Here is a 23,986-nt window from a genome sequence, read left to right on the forward strand (position 1 = left end):
CACCTCTTTTAATGTATTATTTTCTAATACCCAATTCTTTGATAATTTCACGATATCTGTTGATTTCTTTCTTTTTCAAGTAATCCAACAAAGATCTTCTTTTACCTACCAATTTTACCAGGGAACGCTCTGTATTATAATCGTGACGATTTTTTTTCAAGTGACCAGTTAAGTGGTTGATTCTAAATGTAAACAAAGCGATTTGCCCTTCAGCAGATCCAGTGTTTACTGCTTTTCCTCCGTGTTTTGCGAAGATTTCTTCTTTAACTTCTTTAGTTAAGTACATGCTAATATTATTTAATGATTATTATGTATGTCTCATCATTAGCTGATAGACGGCTGCAAAAGTAAAAAATAATTATCAATTATGACCCCAAAAAGTATTTTTTATTTTTTGAATCGGTAAAGCTATTATCAATTTTGAATTGTTTTGAGAATCTCTTTGTTATTTTGAAGCTTTTAATGTAATAGGTAGGCTATATAAAACTCTAACATATTGTCCTCTTTGTTTGGCAGGAATCCATTTTTCATAACTGCTTATAACTCTAATTGCTTCTTTGTCTAATGTTTCGTTTAATGATTTTATAATTTTAGGTTCCACTATTCTGCCTTCTTTATCTACAATAAACCGTATGTATATTTTACCGTTTAATGATTTGTATTCTTTTGGAATATTAAAGTTTTTTCCAATGAACTGATAAAAGTTTTGAATTCCTTTTATCGGTTCCGGTTTGCTTTCTAAAACAGTATAGTGATATTCATTTTTGTCTTTATCAGTACTTATGCCTGAAATTAGTTCTCCTTTTTGGTATTTTTCGATGTACGTATATTTCGTATTATATTTTCCTTGCCATACGCCATCTTTAAGACCGTTTTTTATATTACCTGTGTCAGAATGTTTTTCGCTTATTTCTTCATATTGACCATTTCCGTCGATAATAGTTTGTTGTCCGTCTTTATCCCAGAATTGAATGATTTTTTTGATGCTTTTTTTGTTCTTATCATCCCAGGTTATTTCTTTTTCTGATTTTTTTTGATTGTTTTCATACCATTCAATTTGCCACCCATTAAGTTTGTTGTCTATATAATTAGATTCTTGTTTTTTATTACCGTTTTTATGGTAATTAATACAACTACCATTAAGTTTGTTGTCTGTGTAGTTGGATTCTTGTTTTTTGTTTCCATTTTCGTAATAATCAATACGCAGTCCTTCAAATTTCAAGATGTCTTTGTCATTTGTGAAACCAGTCATGCTTAGTTTTCCGGATTTATAATATTCTAGGACGGTATACAAGTCTTTGTCGCTTTTATAATCTTCAATGATTCTAATGTAAGAATAGTTTTTGTCTGTAGTAACACTATGTAGAGAATCCAGTAGAATGGTTTTATTTCCTATATTCTGAGCAAAAAAAGATATCGAAATTAATAATAATGTGATGGTTAATAAGTTGGTTTTCATTGTTTACTATGTTAGTAGTTTGGGGTTTGGATTGTGATAGGTAAAGTATAGGATGCTTTAGCCGGGATGCCTCTGTATATTCCCGGAATCCAGTTTGGTGCTTTTTTTAATACCCTTATTGCTTCTTCTCCTGTACCAAGTCCAAGATCTTTTATTATTTTAATGTCTGTTAATTTCCCGTCAAGATCAACATTAAACTTTGCATATAGTTTTGGTTTAAGACCATTGGTACTAATGTTTTTTGGAAGCCTGAAATTTTTTCCTATAAATTGGTAAAAAGCCATCATTCCCTCTTTGTATTCCGGTTTTTTGAAAAGAATTTGATAAGGATGTTCCCTATTATTGTTATCAATACTGATTCCTGAAATCAATTCTCCATTTTCGTAAGTTTCTGTAAAAGTAGAATTTGTTAACTTGCTTTTTCCGGTCCATACTCCTTGTTTTTTGCCATTTTTTATTTCCCCTTTTTCGTATGTTCCTTCGATACTTTCTTCATAAAATCCATTGCCGTCAATAACTTTCTGTTCATTATTTTCGTTCCAGTATTGTAGTATTTGTGTTGATGTTTTCAGTGTTTTCAGATCTGTGTTGATTATTTTTTCCGATTTTTTATTCCCATTTTCGTACCATTCAGATTGTTTTCCATTTATTTGGTTTTTATGGTATTCGGTTTCTCTTTTTTTGTTTCCATTTTCATAATAATCAATGCGGGGTCCTTCAAGTTTAGGTTCTTCATTTTTTGTCGAAATGGCTTTCATGCTTATTTTTCCTGAACGATAATATTCAGTAAAAAGAAATAAATTGGATTGCTCTTTGTAGTTTTCTACTAGTCGGATGTATTTGTAATCATTTTTTGTAGTTGGGTAGTATAAAGAATCCAGATAGTATTTAGTTGGTTCCATAAGCTGCGAAGAGCAAGTTATAGAAGCTAGTAACAAAGTGGTGGTTAGTAAGTTGGTTTTCATACTGTAATTTTTTTTCAAATATAATGAAATGTACTACAGTATTATATTACAATTGTTGTTTTTTTTTAGTAAATCTTAATCTGGAAAGATTATTTTTATTTTCCATAAATTTGATAAAAATAAAAAGTTGAAAAAATATCTTATTCTGTATCGCCCTTTTTTAGTTTTTTTAGCAAAGTTTTTTTTGACTTATTTCATTTTAAGCCTTGTTTATCAGTTTTTTTTATCTGGTTTTGAGGGAAATAAAGTCGATTCAATAACGCAGTTAGTTGCTGAAAATACCATGCAGCTTCTTACTTTTTTTGGTGCCGATTTTTATATTAAAATAATTCCGAAAACTACTAACATTATTTTTTATTATAATCAGCAGGCCGCTGCCCGAATGATTGAGGGTTGCAATGCCGTAAGTGTGATTATTTTGTTTATTTCGTTTGTGGTTTCTTTTTCGGGAAAATTAAAACCGACTTTGTTTTTTATTTTTGGAGGGAGTATTTTTATTTATATTCTAAATGTAATCCGAATTGCTTTATTGTGTCTTGCTTTGTATTGGTTTCCGGAACATCAGTCATTGCTGCATGAAATTGTTTTTCCGCTGTTTATTTATGGAGTTGTTTTTATTTTATGGATAATCTGGGTCAATAAATTTTCATTATATGCTAAATAAAATTTATACTCATCGGCGGGAACTTTTGCTCGCTTGTGGGCTGTTACTTTGTTTTGTGTTCGTTCGTTTTTATGAAACTACATTGTTTTATGATCCGTTTTTGGCTTATTTTAAAAGTGATTTCAATAAAATGGATTTGCCGGAATTTGATGTTTTTCGTCTGATTTTTAATTTGCTTTTCCGGTATGGACTGAATATGATTATTTCTTTGGGACTGATTTATGTAATTTTCAAAGATAAAATGATGGTTCAGTTTTCATTCTTTCTATACCTCATTGCTTTTTTGGTTTTAATTATTTCCTTCTTTCTGGTTATCCGTTTTTACGGTTCTGACAATAATTTTTTATTGTTTTATATTCGAAGGTTTTTAATTCAGCCTTTATTTGTATTGCTTTTTATTCCCGGGTTTTATTTTCAAAAGCGAAATTCCTAATATTTTTTACGTAACTTTAAGTAAGTTGTTACAGTAAATAATTAGTAATTATGAAAGTAGTCAAACATTCCGGTGCTGTTGTTGATTTTAATCCTGATAAACTTAGACAATCTTTATTAAGGTCAGGAGCAGACACATTTACAGCAGATTTTATTTTAAAAGAAATCATTAAAGATGTTTATGAGGGAATTTCAACTAAAAGTATTTATAAAAAAGCTTTTACCTTATTAAAAAATCATACTAATTCTCACGCGGCACGATACAATCTTCGGGCAGCAATCCAAATGTTAGGTCCGGAAGGATTCTTTTTCGAAAAATACATAGCCCGTATTTTTGAATCCCAAAAATACCAGACGCAGACCAATGTTATTCTGCAGGGCAATTGTGTGCTCCATGAAATAGATGTTTTGATTAAAAAAAACAATGTAATTGCTATGGTGGAATGTAAATTTCACGGAGGTAAACAAGGGGTTTCGGATGTGAAAATTCCGTTATATGTATTTTCCAGGTTTAATGATTTACGGTTCAATAATTACACGCTTTTTTCGAATAAAGAGAAAATTTCTGATTGCTGGATAGTTACTAATACCCGTTTTACTGCTGATGCTATAGCTTTTGCAGAATGTTCCGGAATTCATTTACTAAGTTGGGATTATCCCGAAAAAGGGAATTTGAAATTGATGAATAATAACGATTGTTTGTATCCCGTAACCTGTCTGACCACCTTAACTAAGGCTGAAAAAGAAAAATTACTGCTGCTGGATGTTATTTTGGTAAAAGAATTGGTTGCTAACAGAATTAATTTAAAAGAAATAGGGATAAGCAATTTCAGAATCAAAAATGTGTTGAAAGAAGTAGCGGAACTCTGTAAATGCGGTTAAACTTTAAAAAATAATATCATGAAAATTAAATTTATAGGAGCAGCCGGAACAGTTACAGGATCAAAAACTTTAATAGAAACTAACGGAATCCGTATTTTAATTGATTGCGGACTGTTTCAGGGATTAAAGTCTTTGCGGGAATTCAATTGGGAACCTTTGCCCGTTTTGGCAGATACAATTGATTATGTTTTACTGACTCATGGGCATTTAGATCATTGTGGCTGGCTGCCAAGATTAGTAAGTCAGGGTTTTCAGGGAAAAATTTACTGTACCGGACCTACAATGGAAATTACAAAGTTAATATTAGTTGACAGTGCTAAAATTCAGGAGGAAGACGCTAAAAAAGCCATTCAGGAAAACAGTTCAAAACATGAAATAGTGAAGCCATTATATACTGTAGAAGAAGCTAAGAAAGTATTTCCGCTTTTTAATGTTGTTCCTCCTAACGTAAAAGTAAGTGTTGAGCCGGAAATTGAAGCTGTATTTACTACGGCAGGACATATTATAGGTGCCTGTAGTATAAGTCTGGAATTGGAAGGTAAAACTTTAGTTTTTTCGGGAGATTTAGGGAGAGATAATGATGTTTTATTGTATCCGCCGGTGAAACCTCAAAATGCTGATCTGGTTTTTTTAGAAAGTACTTATGGTGATCGTTTACATCCTGATAATGATCCAAAAACGGAATTAGAAAATAATATCAATGAAACTTTTAAAAAAGGAGGAACGGTTATCATTCCAAGTTTTGCTGTAGAACGGGCTCAGAGTATCATGTTTTTATTGTGGGAATTGAAAAAAGAAGGACGAATTCCTAATATTCCTTATATTCTTGATTCTCCAATGGGAATAGGAGCTTTTGAAGTTTTTTTTAATAATACTCAGTGGCATAAATTAAGTTTAGCCGATTGTCAGGCAATGAGTAAAATGTTTATTATTAATGCAGATTATGAAGAAACACTGGCTGCTATTACTAATAAAGGAGCTAAAGTGGTCATTGCTGCAAGCGGAATGATTACCGGAGGTCGTGTTTTGAGTTATTTAGAAAATTACATAGGGGTTTCTGAAACTACAATTATTATAGTAGGCTATCAGGCAGAGGGGACAAGAGGACGGAAATTAATTGAAGGAGCTAAGTCAATTAAGATATTTGGTAATTATTATAAAGTAAGAGCCAAAATAATAGAAATAAATGGTCTTTCGGCTCACGGGGATCAGGCTGATTTGTTGAATTGGCTTTCAGAACTGAAGAACAAGCCTCATAAAATATTTCTAGTTCATGGAGAGCATGCTGCAGCTGATGAATTACGAATAAAAATAAGAGAAAACTATGGTATAAATTGTTCTGTTCCACTGATGGGACAGGAGTTTTATTTTTGATGTTTATTAAACAGATGCATTTAGTAAATAAGAATTCATTTTTTATCGTTAATAAAACTTTAAAACAAATGAATAAATTGTGGTTAAACTAATTTATTCTTACTTTCACGCTCGAAATATTTTTGACTAAATCCTGACGAATGAATAGCTTTGATTGGAAAAACCTGATAGACCCGCTTTTTTATATTCATTTTGATATAAATGGAATTAAACTAGGTGTTTTTATTGTATTGTTTATTGTTTTTGCTGAAACAGGATTGTTTGCAGGTTTCTTTTTACCAGGAGATAGTCTTCTTTTTCTTGCGGGAATTTATAACAGAGAATTGATTGAAAATATCCTGTTTATTGAGAGTGATTTTATCAATGTCACCTTACTCTCGGTTATGGTAGCTTTTGCGGGTATTTTAGGCAATATTGTGGGCTATTGGTTCGGAGCTAAAAGCGGTTATTATTTGTATAATAAAGAGGATACTTTCTGGTTTAAGAAAAAATATCTGGTTCAGTCTAAAGCTTTCTTTGAAAGACACGGAGGAAGAGCTATTATTTTTGCCCGTTTTTTGCCTATTTTCAGAACTTTTGCTCCCATTGTTGCCGGTATTGTAATGATGGAGAAAAAAAAGTTTATGTTTTATAATGTAATAAGTTCCTTTTTATGGTCTTTTATATTAATATTTGCAGGACATTATTTGTATGGTTTTTTATTGAATAACTATCAAATAGATTTAAAAAATCATATTGAACTTATTATCATCGGATTGGTTATTGTGACTTTGTTGCCGGTAATATTAAAATTAGCTAAAAAATCAACAGAAACGAAAGAGTAAAAAAAAAAGTTACTGATTCTGAAAAATAAAAAAACCGTTCCGATAATAATCAGAACGGTTTTTTTATATCTGTGAGAATTTAGGAATTACATCATTCCCGGCATTCCACCGCCCATTGGCATTCCGCCACCGGCGTTTTCTTCTTTAATGTCGATTAAAGCACACTCGGTAGTTAAAATCATTCCTGAAACTGATGCCGCATTTTCTAATGCCACACGAGTCACTTTCTTAGGATCGATGATTCCTGCTTTTAGCATATCCACATATTCATTTGTTTTAGCATTGTATCCAAAATCACCGCTTCCTTCGCCAACTTTTGCAACTACAACAGAACCTTCAAGACCTGCATTTTCAACAATGGTTCTTAATGGTGCTTCAACAGCACGGGAAACAATCTGGATTCCGGTAGCCTCATCAGCATTTTCAGCTTTTAGATTTGCTAAAGCTTTTTTTGCTCTTAATAATGCTACACCACCACCGGCTACAATACCTTCTTCTACAGCTGCTCGGGTTGCATGAAGTGCATCGTCTACACGGTCTTTTTTCTCTTTCATTTCTACTTCAGAAGCAGCTCCTACATACAGTACTGCAACACCTCCAGCTAATTTAGCTAAACGCTCCTGCAATTTTTCTTTATCGTAATCAGAAGTCGTTACTTCCATCTGACCTTTAATCTGGTTCACACGGTTTTTAATCATTTCAGCTTCACCTGCACCGCTTACAATTGTAGTGTTGTCCTTATCGATAGCAACTCTTTTTGCAGTTCCTAACATTTCGATAGTTGTGTTTTCAAGAGTATAACCTCTTTCTTCAGAGATTACAGTTCCACCAGTTAAGATAGCAATATCTTCCAGCATTGCTTTTCTTCTGTCTCCGAAACCTGGTGCTTTTACAGCAGCAATTTTTAAAGCACCGCGTAATTTATTTACAACAAGAGTTGAAAGGGCTTCTCCGTCAACATCTTCTGCAATAATTAATAATGGTTTTCCGGATTGTGCAACCGGCTCAAGAACAGGCAATAATTCTTTTAAAGAAGACACTTTTTTGTCGTATAATAAAATGTATGGAGAATCTAGTTCTACTTCCATTTTCTCAGAATTGGTAACAAAATACGGAGAAAGGTATCCTCTGTCAAATTGCATTCCTTCTACAACATCAACAAAAGTATCAGTTCCTTTTGCTTCTTCAACAGTGATTACTCCTTCTTTACCTACTTTTGTGAAAGCAGTAGCAATTAATTCGCCAATAATTTCGTCATTATTTGCAGAGATAGAAGCAATTTGTTTGATTTTATCTGAATCACTTCCAACGACCTGAGATTGTTTAGCAAGGTCAGCAACGATAGTTTCGACTGCTTTGTCAATTCCTCTTTTTAAATCCATTGGGTTAGCTCCGGCAGCAACGTTTTTTAAACCTTCTTTTACAATAGCCTGTGCTAAAACAGTGGCAGTTGTAGTTCCGTCTCCTGCTAAATCATTAGTTTTAGAAGCTACTTCTTTAACCATTTGAGCTCCCATATTTTCTAATGGATCTTTTAATTCAATTTCTTTTGCAACAGAAACACCATCTTTAGTAACTGTTGGTCCTCCAAAAGTTTTTCCAATGATTACATTACGTCCTTTTGGTCCTAAAGTTACTTTTACTGCATTTGCTAATGCATCCACACCACGTTTTAATCCGTCACGTGCTTCGATATCAAATTTTATGTCTTTTGCCATTTCGTTAATTTTTTCCTCACCCCAGCTCTCTCCAAAGGAGAGGGAGCCGAGGTGGTTTTTGTTTGTAAATACTTTTATTTATTCAAATCTCCTCCCCTTCGGGAAGGTTGGGTGGGGATTTTTAAATTATTGCAAGAATATCGTCTTCTCGCATTATTAAATAGTCCGTACCTTCTAGTTTTAATTCGGTACCGGCATATTTTCCATACAATACGGTGTCTCCAATTTTTACTGTCATTGTGTGGTCTTTTGTTCCGTTTCCTACAGCAACAACAGTTCCTTTTTGAGGTTTTTCCTTTGCAGTGTCAGGGATGAAAATTCCTGAAGCAGTCTTCGTCTCGGCTGCAACTGGTTCGATAAGAACTCTGTCTGAAAGTGGTTTAATGTTTAATGCCATGTTTTTATATTTTAAATTATAATTTTTATTGATGCTGTTCTATTTTCAGAAATTGTGCCATTCCATTTTGACTGCCATTTTTTCTTAAAGAAAATGCCAGCTTTGACAGGCTGGCATTTTTTAATCTATATTAGAGACTAATTATTTTGCAGGAGCTGCAGGAACTACTGGAGTAGCAGGAGCAGGCTGTGTAACAGGAGCAGCAGCTTCAGTAGTATCAATAATTTTAGAATCGGTGTCGCTTAATGAACCCGTGAAACTTAAGCTTGATAATAAAATCAAAGCAATCAAAACGATGGCTAAAGTCCAGGTACTTTTATCCAAAAAGTCAGTGGTTTTTTGTACACCACCTAACATTTGTGATCCGCCAATAGTAGAAGATAATCCTCCTCCTTTAGGGTTTTGAACCATAATTACTACAATCAGTAGGAAACAAACTATTGTTATTAAAACTAAAAAAATTGAAAATGTGCTCATTACTTAATTATTATTGTTTTGTTGTAAAATCTTAATATCCGATATGCGGTCTGCAAAGAAACTACTTTTTTCCGGATATTTCAAAATTAATATTTCATATGCCTGAATTGCTTTTTGATATTTTTTTTGTTCTAAATACACCTTGGCCAAAGTTTCTGTCATTAATGAGCTGGTGTCCTCTTTATTGATATCTATGTTTATTGACGGTGTTCCGTGTTTTACTGCTGAAATCTTTGGATTACTTTCGATAAATTTATTAATAATAGACTCTTTTTTCTTTCTGAGCGCTTCTTCTTCTGAGTTAAATTGTGTGCTTTTTTCGGTTTCAGTTGCTCTGACTATAGGCTGTATTCTGGAGAGTTGCAGCCATTCCTGAAAAGAATGTGTCTCATTTTTAGAAAACTCTAATGGTTTTCCTAATTCTAATTTTTCTTCAGTCGTATTTGCAGTTTTTTCAGCATTGTCGGGTTCAGCATTGTTTATAACAGATGCTGTTTTTTGATCAGCACTAATTTCGATGCTGTCAACCACATCTATAGATAATAACGCATTATTTTTCTTTTCGAAGAAATCATTCTGAATAGCATTAAAATCATCCGAACTTATAAAATCAAATAATACGGCCCTGTCAGTAGTGTGAGCCGCCGTAACTTTTAATGCTGAATTATACTGGTAACTGTTTGCGTTATAAAGTCCTTTTAATCGCAGAGCTCTGGCACTTTGAAAATACGGAAACTCCTCCAGTACTTTTTCTAAAGCAAGTGTTTGCTTTTGCGTAATGGTATGAGGTTTATTGATTAAATAGGTATAATCGGTTACGTTCATAAGTTTTATTTGGTTATTTGGTTATTTGGTATCGAATATTCGAATCAACAAATAACCGAATCAACATTTTACCATTTAGCTAATGATTCATTAAAAATATCCTGGGTAATTCTTTCAAAAATTTCATCTAATGCTGTCGTTAAAACTGCGCCTTGTAACTGAGAGGTAGCCGGATAATCATAATAAAATTCAAAAGTTTTTTCAAAATCGTCAGACTCTTTATTTCTATTGGTAAATCGGACATTTACTCTGATTTTTAAACGGTTTTGGGCAGCTTGCTGATCAGCAGTGGCAGTCATTGGGCTAATTCGGTAATCTACTATTTCTCCTTCATAAATTAAATCCGCACCATTACTTATCATGTTCAGATTGGTTTGATTTTGTATCAGATCCTGCAATTCTCTGGTAAATCGTAGATCAAGTCCGGGTTCCACTAAGTCTGCGTTATTTTGAAAGAAATTAACCTGAAAAGTTTTTGCATCAATTTTTCCGGTTCCGGTAAAGTTATAAATACCACAACTGCTCAACATAAAGAGACTAATCAAAGCAAAAAAAGAAATTGTTTTTTTCATATTATTTATTGGTAAAATCCCAATGTCTAAATTCCAATTGGGTTCAAATATAATAATTGGAATTTGGAATCTGAGTTTTTATTTTTTTATAAATCGAATTGTTTAATTTTTCTATACAGTGTACGTTCAGAAATTCCTAATTCATCGGCCGCAGCTTTTCTTTTTCCTTTGTTTTTTTCTAATGATTTTTTAATCATTTCGATTTCCTTTTGCTCTAAGCGTAATACTTCTTCTTCTTCAATGGTCTCTGCAAAGAGGTAATTGTCTTCAGTATTATTATAATTTTCATTGTGATTTGGAGTCATCACAGCGGTTACGGGTTGCTCTTCAAATTCTATTTCGCTGTCTTCATTTTTAGAACCATATATTTTCTGAATTAAATTCGGATTGATGTCCTGAGTTTTGGCAGCGCCACTTTTCATCAGTTCCAGAGTCAGTTTTTTGAGGTCATTCAAATCGCTTTTCATGTCAAAAAGCACTTTGTATAAAATATCTCTTTCGGTACTAAAATCGCTTTCGCTTTTATTGCTTTTAATTACCGATGGAAGATTGCTGCCTTCTGTAGGCGGTAAATAGGATTGTAAAGTGGCACCCGAAATATCGCGATTGGTTTCTAAAACCGAAATTTGTTCGGCAACGTTTCTTAGCTGACGAATGTTTCCGCTCCAACGGTATTTTTGCAATAATTGTACTGCATTGTCATCGAGTTTTAATGGTGGCATTTTGTATTTATGAGCAAAATCGGCAGCAAATTTCCGAAACAATAAATGGATGTCGTCTTTTCGGTCTCTTAAAGGAGGTAATGTAATGTCTACTGTACTTAAGCGATAATACAAATCTTCCCGAAACTTTCCTTTTTCGATTGCACTAAATAAGTTGACATTGGTAGCAGCTACAATTCGAACATCGGTTTTTTGCACTTGTGAAGAACCTACTTTTAAGAATTCTCCGTTTTCAAGGATTCTTAATAAACGTACTTGAGTTGTTAAAGGTAATTCACCTACTTCGTCCAGAAAAATTGTTCCGCCATTAGCTACTTCAAAATAACCTTCACGTGTACTGGTTGCACCTGTGAAAGCTCCTTTTTCGTGTCCAAAAAGTTCACTGTCAATAGTTCCTTCAGGAATAGCACCACAGTTTACAGCAATGTATTTTCCGTGTTTTCTATGAGAAAGTGAATGGATGATTCTGGGAATGTTTTCTTTCCCCACACCACTTTCTCCGGTAACCAGTACCGAAATGTCTGTTGGAGCTACCTGAATGGCTTTTTCTATCGCACGATTAAGCTTTGGGTCATTCCCAATAATCTCAAATCGTTGTTTTATGTTTTGAACTGTTTCCATTTTTTTGTAGCGAGGTTTTTGTTAAACGTAGATTCGCAGATTATTCTTTATTACTAGTCAAAGTATCTTTGACGGTATTTGTTTTTTCTACTTTCTGTTTAGGAAAGTACGTTCTAATAATATAGAAAGTAGCTCCAAATCCAATGATGAAAGTGAGTATAACGATGAGTATTTGTTTTTTTGTCATTTTTCTAAACTTAATTCATTTCGCTCAAACCAACAGCTTCTCCTTTTAAAGTTCCGCTGGTGCAGGAATTAATTTTTACATTGACGAAATCACCTATTTTATAATTCTCTTTTGGGAAAACCACCGTGATACTTTGTGAATTTCTACCTGAGAATTCTTCCTTAGATTTTTTAGAAACTTTTTCAATTAATACTTCCACGGTTTTTCCAATGAATTCTTCCGATCGATACCAGGCGTGTTTTTGTTGCAAATCGACAATTTCCTGTAATCGCCTTGCTTTAGTTTCTTCAGGAACATCGTCTTGCATTTTTCTTCCTGCCAAAGTTCCCGGACGTTCTGAATAGGAATACATGTATCCAAAATTATATTTTACATACTCCATTAAACTCATAGTATCCTGATGATCTTCTTCAGTTTCGGTTGGGAAACCCGCAATCATATCCTGTGAGATGGCTGCTTCTGGAATAATGGTTTTTATTTTATCAATCAAAGTCATGTATTCTTCGCGAGTGTGCAAACGGTTCATTTCCTTTAGAATTCTGTTGCTTCCTGATTGTACCGGCAGGTGAATGTGTTTGCAGATATTAGGATATTTTGCAATAATATGCAATACACTTTCGTGCATGTCCTGTGGGTTCGAAGTCGAAAAACGAATACGCATTTTAGGAAAAGTAACCGCTACCATTTCTAATAATTGGTCAAAATTGACAGCAGTTGCTTTTTGCATTTCGCTGGCGTTTTCAAAATCTTTTTTCAGTCCGCCACCATACCATAAATAACTGTCTACATTTTGTCCTAAAAGCGTGATTTCTTTAAAACCTTTATCCCATAAATCTTGTATTTCAGTCATGATACTTTGAGGCTCACGGCTGCGTTCACGTCCGCGGGTAAAAGGAACTACGCAAAACGTACACATATTGTCGCAGCCACGGGTGATAGAAACTAAAGCAGTAATTCCGTTACTCATTAATCGTACAGGAGAAATATCACCATAAGTTTCTTCTTTAGATAAAATGACATTGATGGCATCACGACCTTCTTCGACCTCGCTTAACAGATTGGGTAAATCCTTATAAGCATCCGGACCAACAACTAAATCGACAATCTTTTCTTCTTCCAGAAATTGACTTTTCAAACGTTCGGCCATACAGCCTAAAACGCCGACTTTCATTTTTGAATTAATGCGTTTAACCGCATTGTATTTTTCTAAACGCTTACGGATAGTTTGTTCTGCTTTGTCACGAATTGAGCAGGTGTTTACCAAAACCAGATCAGCTTCTTCCAGAACTGTTGTGGTATTGTACCCGTTACCGGATAATATAGAAGCAACTATTTCACTGTCCGAAAAATTCATCGCACAACCGTAACTTTCAATATATAATTTTTTAGTATTCTCTGGTTTGTTTTCCAGTACAAGATTTTCACCTTGTTTGCTCTCTTCAATAATCTTTTCCATTGGAGTTGTTTCAAAGCACAAAGATAAGAGAAATCAAACGGATATGACAAGATGTCAGATGAAGAATTAACAAAATTTAAGGCTTTTGAATCCAAAAGGTTTTGTGGATATCTCAAAAATGAAAATCTAAAGTGAGGTTTTGAATTTTTGAATTTAAAATTAAATTGGAAAGGAATATATAATTTAGTGATAGTGACTAATTCTTTCAAAAAAAAAATCTAAAGCCGTTGTATTTAAAAAAAATAGATACTTTTGTTCCAGAAAAATATAGCAATGGCAAAGAATTTAGTAATAGTTGAGTCACCTGCAAAGGCAAAAACAATCGAGAAATTTTTAGGAAGTGATTACCAAGTAGAGTCAAGTTACGGGCACATTGCCGACTTGCCTTCGAAGGAAATTGGAGTAGATGTAGAACATGGATTTAAACCTAAATACGAAGTTTCTCCGGATAAAAAAGCTCTTGTTACTAAATTGAAATCTTTGTCCAAGAAAGCCGAAACGGTTTGGCTGGCTTCCGATGAGGACCGCGAGGGAGAGGCTATTTCATGGCACTTGGCGGAAGAATTAAAATTAGATAAAAACAAAACAAAACGTATTGTTTTTCATGAGATTACTAAGAATGCTATTTTAAAAGCAATTGATAATCCCCGTGAGATAGATTATAATTTAGTGAATGCGCAACAGGCACGCAGGGTGTTAGACCGTTTGGTGGGTTATGAATTGTCACCAGTACTTTGGAGAAAAATTAAAGGCGGACTTTCGGCTGGTCGTGTTCAATCGGTTTCTGTTCGTTTGATTGTAGAACGCGAGCGTGAAATTCAGGATTTTAATGCAGTAGCTTCCTATTCGGTTGTAGCAGAATTTACAAATGAAGCAGGGAAATCATTCAAAGCTAAGTTGCCTAAAAATTTCAACACCAAAAAAGAAGCCGAAGATTTTTTAAATAAAAATATCGGTTCTGCTTATAAAGTTTCAGATTTAGAAACGAAACCAACAAAAAAATCACCTACAGCACCATTTACCACTTCTACTTTACAACAGGAAGCAGCGCGTAAATTGTATTTGCCTGTTGGAATTACCATGCAATTAGCACAACGTTTGTATGAAGCGGGATTGATTACTTATATGAGAACCGATAGTGTAAACTTGTCTAAAGAAGCAATGGAAGCTGCCGAAGCTGAAATCATAAAATCTTACGGGAAGGAGTTTTCTAATCCCAGGACATTTGCTAATAAAAGCAAAGGAGCTCAGGAGGCTCACGAGGCTATTCGTCCTACTGATATGTCACGTCACACCGTGAATATTGATAGAGACCAGGCACGTTTGTATGATTTGATTTGGAAACGAACTTTAGCTTCGCAAATGAGTGATGCTAAATTAGAACGTACCAATGTGAAAATTGAAGCTAATAATCATTCGGAAATATTTACTGCTTCCGGAGAAGTATTGCTTTTTGAAGGTTTCCTGAAAGTATATTTAGAAGGTCATGATGACGATGAAGAAGAACAGGAAGGAATGTTGCCTGCAATGAAAGTGAATGAGAGATTAGAAAATAATTTTATTACCGCTACGGAGCGATATTCCCGTCCGCCAGCTCGTTATACTGAAGCTTCTTTAGTGAAAAAATTAGAAGAATTAGGTATTGGTCGTCCATCCACTTATGCGCCAACAATTTCTACTATTATTAATAGAAATTACGTGGAGAAAGGAACTTTGGAAGGAAGTGAGCGTAATTATACTCAATTAACTTTACAATCTGGTAAATTAGCAGAAAAGCTGCTGAAAGAAAACACAGGTTCAGATAAAGGAAAACTAGTTCCTACTGATATTGGAACTATTGTGACTGATTTTCTAGTGAAAAATTTCGGAAATATTTTAGATTATAATTTTACGGCTAAAGTAGAACAGGATTTTGATGAAATTGCCGAAGGAAATATTGAATGGGCAACCATGATGCAGGAGTTCTATGATCAATTTCATCCAACGGTAAAAGATGTTGAAGCTAATGCGGACAGAGAAAGTGGAGAGCGAATTTTAGGAAAGGATCCGGCAACAGGAAAACCGGTATCAGTTCGTTTGGGGAAATTTGGTCCAATGGCTCAAATTGGTGATGCAGAAGATGAAGATAAGAAGTTTGCCAGCTTAATGAAAGAGCAAAATATTGGAAATATCACTTTAGAGGAAGCTTTGAATTTATTTTTGTTACCAAAAGCTTTAGGGACTTATAAAGAGGAAGAAGTAGAGGTAAATAATGGCCGTTTTGGTCCTTATGTACGTCATGGTAGTGTTTTTATTTCTTTGCCAAAAGGAGAAGATCCACTAGCGGTTACTAAAGAGAGAGCACAGGAATTAATTGATGAGAAAATAAAAGCCGATGCTCCAATTGCTACTTATAAAGGTGAAGGAGTGCAAAAAGGAACAGGGCGTTTTGGACCGTTTATCAAATGGGGTGGTATGTTTATCAATGTGAGTAAGAAATACGATTTTGATAATTTATCACAAGCTGATATTGAGGCTTTGATAGAAGATAAAATTCAGAAAAATATTGATAAGGTTATTCATAATTGGGAAGAAGAAGGAATTGTAGTTGAAAAAGCAAGATGGGGACGTTCAGTAATTCTGAAAGGAAAAATCAAGATTGAACTGAGTAAAGATGTTGATGCTTCAAAAATGACTTTGGAAGAAGTACAGGCTTTGATTGCTGAAAAAACTCCTGCTAAAAAGACGCCGGCTAAGAAAACAACGGCTAAAAAACCTGCAGCTAAAAAAACGACAACTAAAAAGAAATAACCTTAGCTTTCCTGTTATTCTTAGGAAGTAAAAAGTTAAGCATAAATTATTATGATGGGATTTGATTTTCTGGAGCCAATAAATGATAATATACTTCGATGGATACAATCGTTAAGTTCTCAACAACTGGGCAGTAAAGTGGTTTTTCATACTAAAGATGAATTTCCGGATTTAGATACAATAAAAATAGCTTTAATAGCTGTTGCTGAAAACAGAGGTGGTAATGCTGAGAATTTTGTTGATTCATCAGTTTTCAGAAAGGAATTTTATAGTATGTTTCCGGGTAACTGGCATGCCGGTATTGCTGATTTGGGTGATATTTTACCGGGAAATTCTAAAGAAGATACTTATTTTGCTTTACGAAAAGTAGCTTCTGATCTGATTAAAAGAAAAATCATACCTGTTATTATCGGAGGTAGTCAGGATTTGACATACAGTATGTATCGTGCTTATGATGAACTGGAACAAATGGTAAATTTAGTCGCTATTGACAGTAAATTTGATTTTGGCAAAGAAGAGGAACTCATGTCTGCTAATTCCTATTTGTCTCAAATGATTATTGATGAGCCTAATAACCTGTTTAATTTTTGTAATATTGGTTATCAGACCTACTATAACTCTCAGGAGGAAATTGATTTAATTGAAAAATTATTTTTTGATGCCTATCGTTTAGGGGAAGTTTCAAATAATATTGCAATTGCAGAACCTGTTTTCAGAGATGCCGATATTGTTAGTTTGGATTTGAATGCCGTAAAATCATCAGATTCAGGAAATTTTACCTCTTTTGCTCCTAATGGATTTAACGGAAAAGAAATATGTGCCTTAGCAAGATATGCAGGAATCAGTGATAAGGTTTCTGTATTTGGGGTATTTAATCACCACAATTCACCTCAGGAATCTGTTTTAATTACACAAATTATCTGGTATTTTATTGAAGGATTTCATTATCGTTCTCATGAGTATCCTTTTGGGAGCAGAGAAAATTATATAAAATACAGCGTGCCTATTGAGGAGGAGACTTTAGTGTTTTACAAAAGTGATAAAACCGACCGTTGGTGGATAGAAATCCCTTTTGTTACTGATGGTAATAATAAATTAAAACGAAATACGTTATTACCTTGTTCCTATGAAGAATATTTAGGAGCCTGTAATCAGGAATTGCCGGAAAGATGGTGGAAGGCGCAGAGAAAAAATGTGCTTTAAAAAGGTTTTTTCTGTGTTTTTTGCAATTAAAAAGATACGTTTCGTCGGACAAATGTGTTTTTAATCGTATTTTTTTGCGTTTTGTCGATAAAATATTTTTTTTATAATTTATTTAACTTTACTTTTGGTTAAGGATTTAATTAAAGAAAAAAAATATTGTTTTATTAATAAATAATAAATACGTTTACACACTTAAAAAATAAAGAATATATAACCCGAATTTATATGAAGAAGTTCATTGCGTTTATGGCAATTTTGTCACTTTTAGTAAGCTGTGGTAAATCTAGTGATAAAGGAGAATTAGTCGGTGTTAAAGGTGCAAAATGGCATCCGGAGAAACCTTACGGTATGGCTTTGGTTCCAGGTGGAGCCTATATCATGGGTAAATCTGATGAGGATATAGCAGGTGTACAGGATGCTCAGACAAAGACAGTTACTGTTCGTTCCTTTTATATGGATGAAACTGAAATTACAAATAGTGAATACCGTCAGTTTGTAGAATGGGTAAAAGATTCTACTATACGAATGAAATTAGCCATTTTAGCCGATGATACCGGGGCTAAACCTGGTGATGGTAAGGGAAAAAGAGCAGGAAGCATTGGAGACTTTGCATTTAATGATGCAGATCCGGAGAAGATGACAGCCTATGATAAATATATGTATGATAATTATTATAGTATAGGGACTGATGAAGATCCGTATGCCGGTAGAAGACTGAACAGAAATATCAAACTAATTAAGGATCCCAAGTTGTATCCTGATGAATATTACACTGAGGTTATGGATTCGATGTATATTCCAATTGAAGAAGCATATAACGGTGAACGACCTATTGATGTTGATAAACTGAAATTCCGTTACTCTTGGATGGATATTCAGGCTGCTGCAAAAGCGAAAGTGGGTAAAAGAAAAGATTTTATAAGAAATGAAGAAGTAAAAGTATATCCGGATACCACAGTTTGGATTAAAGATTTTACTTATTCGTACAATGAGCCAATGCATAATGAATATTTCTGGCATAAAGCGTATGGCGATTATCCTGTAGTAGGAGTAAAATGGACACAGGCTAAAGCTTTTTGTGCCTGGAGAACTCTAAATAAAAACACCTATATTAAATCTAAAAAGAGTGGTCGCGACCTGATTAATTCTTTTAGATTACCAACAGAGGCTGAATGGGAATATGCTGCAAGAGGTGGTCTGGAATCAGCTACTTATCCTTGGGGAGGTCCTTATACTAAAAATGACAGAGGTTGTTTCTTAGCTAACTTTAAGCCTAACAGAGGAGATTATGCAGCAGATCAGGCTTTGTATACTGTTGAAGCTAAATCTTATGAACCTAATGGTTATAATCTTTACAACATGGCAGGGAATGTGTCGGAATGGACGGACTCTTCTTATGACCCAAATGCATACGAATATGTTTCTACTATGAACCCAAATGTTTTGGATGCTTCAAATAAACGAAAAGTAGTCCGTGGTGGTTCGTGGAAAGATGTTGCTTATTTCCTTCAGGTAGGTACCAGAGATTTTGAATATGCTGATTCAGCCAGAAGTTTTATTGGCTTTAGAACAGTTCAGGATTATATGGGAGTTCAGACTACAGGAACTGGCAGCGGCGCAGGAAAAACAAGATAATTAGAATACCCCTTTAATTTATTAATAAATAACACCTACACTAACTAAAAAAAACTTAAGATTATGGCATTATTAGGTAAAAAAGCAATGAATTTTGCTTACGGAATGGGAGCAGCAGTTGTAATTGTTGGAGCTCTTTTTAAAATTACACATTTCGAAATAGGACCATTAACAGGTACGTTAATGCTTTCTATCGGTTTATTAACTGAGGCATTTATTTTTGCACTTTCTGCTTTTGAACCTGTAGATGATGAATTGGATTGGACTTTAGTTTATCCTGAATTAGCGAATGGAACACCGAATGCCAATAAAAGACAAAAAACAGAATCTCCATCTGAAGCTCAGGGATTATTATCTCAAAAATTAGATAATTTACTAAAAGATGCTAAAATCGATGGTGAATTAATGGCAAGTTTAGGAAATAGTATCAAAAATTTCGAATCGGCTGCTAAAGGTATTGCTCCTGCTGCTGACGGAATTGCTGCTACAAAAAAATACAGTGATGAATTGTCTATGGCTGCTGCACAAATGGAAGCTTTAAACAGTTTGTACAAAGTACAATTAGAAAGTGCATCCCGAAATGCCGAGGCTAATAAAGAAATTGCTGAAAATGCATCTAAATTAAAAGAACAAATGCAATCGATGACAGCTAACATTTCTTCATTGAATAATGTTTATGGAGGTATGCTTTCTGCAATGAATAATAAAGGATAATAATTAGTCAGAAAATAGATATTGAAAAAAATTACTACACCTAATTATTAGAAAATATGGCAGGAGGAAAACTAACCCCTAGACAGAAGATGATTAACCTGATGTATTTGGTTTTCATCGCTATGTTGGCAATGAATGTTTCAAAAGAAGTAATATCAGGTTTTGGATTAATGAACGAAAAATTTGAAAGTTCTAATCAAAACTCAAAACTGTCTAACGAACAAATGTTAGGCGCATTGGATGCTAAAGCAGCTGAAGCTAAAGGAGAATTTGCTGCAGCATCAGTAACAGCTCACAAAGTAAAAGCAATAACAGATAATTTTTATAATTACATTGCTTCTTTAAAAGAGCAGGCAACTAAAGGTTATGAAGTAGATCCTGAAACCGGAAAACTGCCTTATGAAGAAATGGATAAAGGCGATAATATCGCAGATTGGTTTACCGGAGAAGGTTATGATAAAAAAGGTAATGAGATTATAGCCGCCATCAATCAATATAAAGTAGATATGAAAGCAGCTTTAGCTGATAAAAAGTATGCTGCTATTGTGAATGAAATTGAAACAAAATTTGATGTTTCTGATGTTAAAAACAAAGAAGGTATTGCTATAAAATTTTTATCGTACCATTTTAAAGATTTTCCTGCCATTGCTACGGTTGCAAAATTATCAGCATGGCAAAATGATATCAATAAAGCAGAATCTGATGTGTATAGTGCAGCTTTAGGAAAAGCGGCAGTAGCGGCGGCTTCTTATAGCAATTATCAGGCTATTGTTGTTTTGGATAAGAATGCTTATTTTCAGGGAGAAGCGGTTACTGGAAAAGTAGTTTTAGGGCGTTATGACGAAAATACTAAGCCAACCTCTTTTTCAGGACCTGGTAAAATTGTTAATGGTCAGGCAGTTATTTCTTTGACAGCTGGTGGAGTTGGTGAGCAGACTATTGGAGGTCAATTTACTTTTGTGGAAGATGGAAAAACAGTTCCATTAAAATTCTCCGGAAAGTATGTGGTAGTTCCAAGGCCTAATTCAGCTACTATTTCTGCTGATAAAATGAATGTAGTATATAGAGGGGTTTCTAATCCAATCTCTATTTCGTTTGCAGGTATTTCAGATAAAGATGTGAATGCTTCAGCTCCGGGTTTGTCTAAAGTTGGAAACGGAAAATACGTGATGAATCCGCAAGGAGGAAACGAAGTGGTAATTAACGTTTCTGGTAAAATGTCAGACGGAAAAGTGGCTTCTGACAAAAAAGTATTCAGAATCAAAGGAATCCCTGGTCCAACAGGTACCATCAGAGGAGAAACAGGTGTGGTAAAAGGGCCTAAATCGAATCTTGAAATTGCTACTATTGGAGCTAAATTAGAAGATTTTGATTTTGATGTAAATCTGGATGTTGTTGGATTTAATTTAAAAATTACCGGTCAGCCTACAGTGGTTGTTCAGGGTAATAAATTAAATGCGCAATGCAAAGCAGTTCTCTCTAAAGCGGGAAGAGGCGATCAGGTTACTATTTCTGAAATAAAAACAAAACTGGTAGGTGCAGGTAATTATTTATTGCCAAGAACAGCTCCGGTTATTTTTGAAATTCAATAAACGTTTTACCAATAGCGGTACGCGTCAATTCTTATTAATGACACTATGATGAATATGAGAAATTTTTTGATAATTGCAATCTCTTTGTTGGGAGGAATAGCTACTTATGCTCAGTCTAATTTACTGAATGCTAAGATTCCGGAGGAAATTGGTCTTAAGACTCCTGCACAACTTATTTCAGATAATGATAAGCCTCTGACTTATGGTTATGTTCATGATAGAGATGTATTAATGGGTAAAATGGTATGGGAAATTATTGATTTGAGTGAGAAAATTAATTTCCCTCTTTATTTCCCTGTGGATACCGCTAATATTGGTTCAAACAGACGTTCGCTATATGATGTTTTAACGCGGGCAATTAAAGAAGAAATGATAACTGAAGTGTATTCTGATAGTTATTTTAATACAAAAAAGACCTATAAAGATATTCAGGCTTCATTAAGCAGAATAGATACTACGGATGCCGGTCGGGAACAAATAAATGCCGGTCAGACTGTTTCTGAAGAATATGTTTTGAGATCTGATTTAACAGCTCAGGATGTAACGCAATACAAGATTAAAGGATTCTGGTATTTCGACAAGCGTCAAAGCGAATTAAAATACCGCTTACTTGCTATTTGCCCGGTTACTCCGGATGTGTACACGATGAATAGTGACGAGAAGGATTATATTGAATTGTTCTGGATTTTTTATCCTGATGCCAGAGAGGTTTTGCATGAAGCTAAAGCTTTTAATAATAAAAACTCGGCCATGCCTATTTCTTTTGACCAAATATTAAATTCAAGACGTTTTAATAGTGTAATTTACAAAGAAGAAAACGTTTATGGCGATAGAGAAATTAAAGAGTATATGAAAGATAATGCTCAAAACCAATTGCTGGAAGCTGAACGTGTGAAAGAAAAAATCCGTGATTTTGAATCGGATATGTGGAATTATTAATTTCAATGATATTTTTACAAAAACTCTTACCTGATGGTAAGAGTTTTTTGTTTTCTGTATTTTTGCGTTTTATTTAAAAAGTATGGTTGATTATTTAATTGTAGGATGTGGATTAGCCGGAATTTCATTTTCTGAAATGGCATTAGCAAATGCTAAAAGTATTTTGGTAGTGGACAATGATTCTCAAAATTCTTCTAAAATTGCAGGAGGTTTGTACAATCCGGTTATTTTAAAGCGCTTCAGCGAAGTCTGGCAGGCACGGGAACAACTGCTTGTGATGAATCAGTTTTATGCTGATTTAGAGCAAAAACTTCAGATTAAGGTTGATTTTAAAAAGCCTATATTACGTAAATTCTTTTCTGTCGAAGAACAGAATAATTGGTTTGCTGCTTCAGATAAACCTGCTTTGGCTCCTTTTTTATCTACTTCAATTGTTACAAAAAAATATTCAGGAATAGATTCTCCGTTCCATTATGGTGAGGTTTTGCATACGGGTTATGTAGATACTGCAGCCTTATTAGAAAATTATAAAAAATATCTTTTACAGGAATCACTGATGCTGCTGGAATCGTTTGATTATGAAGCTCTGGAAGTTTTATCAGATAGTATTCGTTATAAAAATATTGAAGCAAAACACATTATTTTTGCTGAAGGTTTTGGGATGCATGCTAATCCTTATTTCAGTCATTTGCCTTTGGATGGAACTAAAGGTGAACTTTTTATTATCAAAGCTCCTAATCTGGATTTAGATGTCATTATAAATACCTCTGTGTTTATTCTTCCGCTGGGTGATGGATTATTTAAAGTGGGTGCTACTTACAATTGGAAAGACAAAACCGATTTGCCTACTGAAGAAGGAAAACAGGAATTAGTAGATCGGATAAAGGAAATTATCAATTGCGAATTCGAAATTATTTCTCATTTTGCTGGCGTTCGTCCAACAGTAAAAGACAGAAGACCATTAGTGGGAACACATACTGATTATGAATCCATTCATCTTTTAAACGGTTTAGGAACTCGTGGTGTAATGCTCGGACCGGCAATGGCCAAAGCATTATTCGAAAATATTGAATATGGAATTCCTTTGGAAAAAGAAATCAATATAAACCGATTTGAAAAACGTAAAAGATAATTTCAGGCTTTAAAATTCGGATCGTAATGTACAAACATATTGATGTATATATTTCTTGACCATCTTAATACCAGCGGTCCCAGAATAATAAGGGTTGCTAGGATGGCAATAAATGATGTTTTTAAGCTGGTATTAAAAAATAAATAAGAAACAATGAAAGCTGCAATTCCTATGGCTACATTCACACCATAACTTACATACATAGCTCCATAAAAGAAGGAAGGTTCAATTTGATACGTCAGACCGCAATGTGAACATTTGGTATTCATTTTTAAAACATTAGCCAAATGAAACGGATTTTTATCTACATACATGCTCTCATTTTGACATTTAGGACAAGTTCCTGTTAAAATACTATTTAGTTTGGATCCTTTTTTTAACATTTGCAAAAATTTTTATCAAAGGT

The 23,986-nt window shown here is 34.0% G+C and carries 23 protein-coding genes; 12 read left to right on the forward strand and 11 right to left on the reverse strand.

Annotation, left to right across the window (positions count from 1 at the left end; genetic code table 11):
- Nucleotides 1–16: 16 nt before the first annotated feature.
- The 3 genes from rpsO to ABS764_RS06790 all read right to left on the reverse strand — a co-directional run bounded on the left by rpsO (nt 17) and on the right by ABS764_RS06790 (nt 2,424).
- Nucleotides 17–286 (reverse strand): 30S ribosomal protein S15, encoded by a 270-nt coding sequence (gene rpsO, locus ABS764_RS06780; protein ID WP_408081038.1) that lies wholly within the window; start codon nt 284–286, stop codon nt 17–19.
- Nucleotides 287–445: 159 nt separating this feature from the next.
- A complete protein-coding gene (locus ABS764_RS06785; protein WP_408081039.1) occupies nt 446–1,459 on the reverse strand; it encodes an energy transducer TonB in 1,014 nt (337 codons plus the stop codon).
- 11 nt (nt 1,460–1,470) lie between these two features.
- A complete protein-coding gene (locus tag ABS764_RS06790; RefSeq protein ID WP_408081040.1) occupies nt 1,471–2,424 on the reverse strand; it encodes an energy transducer TonB in 954 nt (317 codons plus the stop codon).
- Nucleotides 2,425–2,551: 127 nt separating this feature from the next.
- On the opposite strand from ABS764_RS06790, the gene xrtF reads away from it, so the two are divergent.
- The 5 genes from xrtF (at nt 2,552) to ABS764_RS06815 (ending at nt 6,600) form a co-directional block, all read left to right on the forward strand.
- Nucleotides 2,552–3,088 (forward strand): exosortase family protein XrtF, encoded by a 537-nt coding sequence (gene xrtF, locus ABS764_RS06795; RefSeq protein WP_408081041.1) that lies wholly within the window; start codon nt 2,552–2,554, stop codon nt 3,086–3,088.
- The gene (locus tag ABS764_RS06800) at nt 3,078–3,521 is read left to right on the forward strand and encodes an exosortase F system-associated membrane protein (RefSeq protein ID WP_408081042.1); all 444 of its coding nucleotides are present in this window, start codon (nt 3,078–3,080) and stop codon (nt 3,519–3,521) included. Before xrtF ends, ABS764_RS06800 begins: the two co-directional genes overlap by 11 nt.
- A 50-nt stretch (nt 3,522–3,571) precedes the next feature.
- Nucleotides 3,572–4,402 (forward strand): hypothetical protein, encoded by an 831-nt coding sequence (locus tag ABS764_RS06805; protein ID WP_408081043.1) that lies wholly within the window; start codon nt 3,572–3,574, stop codon nt 4,400–4,402.
- Between the two features lie 18 nt (nt 4,403–4,420).
- Nucleotides 4,421–5,776, forward strand: a complete 1,356-nt coding sequence (locus ABS764_RS06810) for an MBL fold metallo-hydrolase (protein ID WP_408081044.1) — start codon at nt 4,421–4,423, stop codon at nt 5,774–5,776.
- Nucleotides 5,777–5,916: 140 nt separating this feature from the next.
- Complete coding sequence (locus ABS764_RS06815) at nt 5,917–6,600, forward strand: DedA family protein (RefSeq protein ID WP_408081045.1); 684 nt, start codon at nt 5,917–5,919, stop codon at nt 6,598–6,600.
- Between the two features lie 86 nt (nt 6,601–6,686).
- Here ABS764_RS06815 and groL read toward each other — a convergent pair whose 3' ends face one another.
- The 7 genes from groL to miaB form a co-directional block, all read right to left on the reverse strand.
- Nucleotides 6,687–8,318 carry a chaperonin GroEL gene (gene groL / locus ABS764_RS06820; RefSeq protein ID WP_408081046.1) on the reverse strand — a complete coding sequence of 544 codons (1,632 nt, stop codon included), beginning with the start codon at nt 8,316–8,318 and terminating at the stop codon, nt 6,687–6,689.
- A gap of 121 nt (nt 8,319–8,439) precedes the next feature.
- Nucleotides 8,440–8,715, reverse strand: a complete 276-nt coding sequence (locus tag ABS764_RS06825; RefSeq protein WP_073241214.1) for a co-chaperone GroES — start codon at nt 8,713–8,715, stop codon at nt 8,440–8,442.
- Nucleotides 8,716–8,856: 141 nt separating this feature from the next.
- Nucleotides 8,857–9,192, reverse strand: coding sequence for a preprotein translocase subunit SecG (secG, locus tag ABS764_RS06830; protein WP_408081047.1), 336 nt, complete (start codon nt 9,190–9,192; stop codon nt 8,857–8,859).
- Nucleotides 9,193–9,195: 3 nt separating this feature from the next.
- Nucleotides 9,196–10,017, reverse strand: coding sequence for a tetratricopeptide repeat protein (locus ABS764_RS06835; protein WP_408081048.1), 822 nt, complete (start codon nt 10,015–10,017; stop codon nt 9,196–9,198).
- 68 nt (nt 10,018–10,085) lie between these two features.
- Nucleotides 10,086–10,589 (reverse strand): LptE family protein, encoded by a 504-nt coding sequence (locus tag ABS764_RS06840; RefSeq protein WP_408081049.1) that lies wholly within the window; start codon nt 10,587–10,589, stop codon nt 10,086–10,088.
- An 86-nt stretch (nt 10,590–10,675) separates the two neighbouring features.
- The gene (locus tag ABS764_RS06845) at nt 10,676–11,932 is read right to left on the reverse strand and encodes a sigma-54 interaction domain-containing protein (protein WP_408081050.1); all 1,257 of its coding nucleotides are present in this window, start codon (nt 11,930–11,932) and stop codon (nt 10,676–10,678) included.
- A 197-nt stretch (nt 11,933–12,129) separates the two neighbouring features.
- Complete coding sequence (gene miaB / locus ABS764_RS06850) at nt 12,130–13,575, reverse strand: tRNA (N6-isopentenyl adenosine(37)-C2)-methylthiotransferase MiaB (RefSeq protein WP_408081051.1); 1,446 nt, start codon at nt 13,573–13,575, stop codon at nt 12,130–12,132.
- Nucleotides 13,576–13,848: 273 nt separating this feature from the next.
- Between miaB and topA the strand changes: the two genes are divergently transcribed.
- From topA to ABS764_RS06885, 7 genes are all read left to right on the forward strand, one after another.
- A complete protein-coding gene (topA, locus tag ABS764_RS06855; RefSeq protein ID WP_408081052.1) occupies nt 13,849–16,365 on the forward strand; it encodes a type I DNA topoisomerase in 2,517 nt (838 codons plus the stop codon).
- 54 nt (nt 16,366–16,419) lie between these two features.
- Nucleotides 16,420–17,568 (forward strand): formimidoylglutamase, encoded by a 1,149-nt coding sequence (locus ABS764_RS06860; RefSeq protein WP_408081191.1) that lies wholly within the window; start codon nt 16,420–16,422, stop codon nt 17,566–17,568.
- Nucleotides 17,569–17,793: 225 nt separating this feature from the next.
- Nucleotides 17,794–19,203: a T9SS ring complex lipoprotein PorK/GldK gene (gene porK / locus ABS764_RS06865; RefSeq protein WP_408081053.1), complete on the forward strand. Its 1,410-nt coding sequence runs from the start codon at nt 17,794–17,796 to the stop codon at nt 19,201–19,203.
- A 63-nt stretch (nt 19,204–19,266) separates the two neighbouring features.
- The gene (gene porL, locus ABS764_RS06870; protein ID WP_408081054.1) at nt 19,267–19,917 is read left to right on the forward strand and encodes a type IX secretion system motor protein PorL/GldL; all 651 of its coding nucleotides are present in this window, start codon (nt 19,267–19,269) and stop codon (nt 19,915–19,917) included.
- A 56-nt stretch (nt 19,918–19,973) separates the two neighbouring features.
- On the forward strand, nt 19,974–21,509 hold the full coding sequence (porM, locus tag ABS764_RS06875; protein WP_408081055.1) for a type IX secretion system motor protein PorM/GldM: 1,536 nt from the start codon (nt 19,974–19,976) through the stop codon (nt 21,507–21,509).
- Between the two features lie 48 nt (nt 21,510–21,557).
- A complete protein-coding gene (gene porN, locus ABS764_RS06880) occupies nt 21,558–22,448 on the forward strand; it encodes a type IX secretion system ring subunit PorN/GldN (RefSeq protein WP_408081056.1) in 891 nt (296 codons plus the stop codon).
- A gap of 82 nt (nt 22,449–22,530) precedes the next feature.
- Nucleotides 22,531–23,580 (forward strand): NAD(P)/FAD-dependent oxidoreductase, encoded by a 1,050-nt coding sequence (locus tag ABS764_RS06885; RefSeq protein WP_408081057.1) that lies wholly within the window; start codon nt 22,531–22,533, stop codon nt 23,578–23,580.
- A gap of 2 nt (nt 23,581–23,582) precedes the next feature.
- Here ABS764_RS06885 and ABS764_RS06890 read toward each other — a convergent pair whose 3' ends face one another.
- Nucleotides 23,583–23,963, reverse strand: coding sequence for a DUF983 domain-containing protein (locus ABS764_RS06890; protein WP_408081058.1), 381 nt, complete (start codon nt 23,961–23,963; stop codon nt 23,583–23,585).
- Between the last annotated feature and the right edge of the window lie 23 nt (nt 23,964–23,986).

The sequence above is a fragment of the Flavobacterium plantiphilum genome (assembly GCF_046000495.1).
Lineage (GTDB): Bacteria > Bacteroidota > Bacteroidia > Flavobacteriales > Flavobacteriaceae > Flavobacterium > Flavobacterium plantiphilum.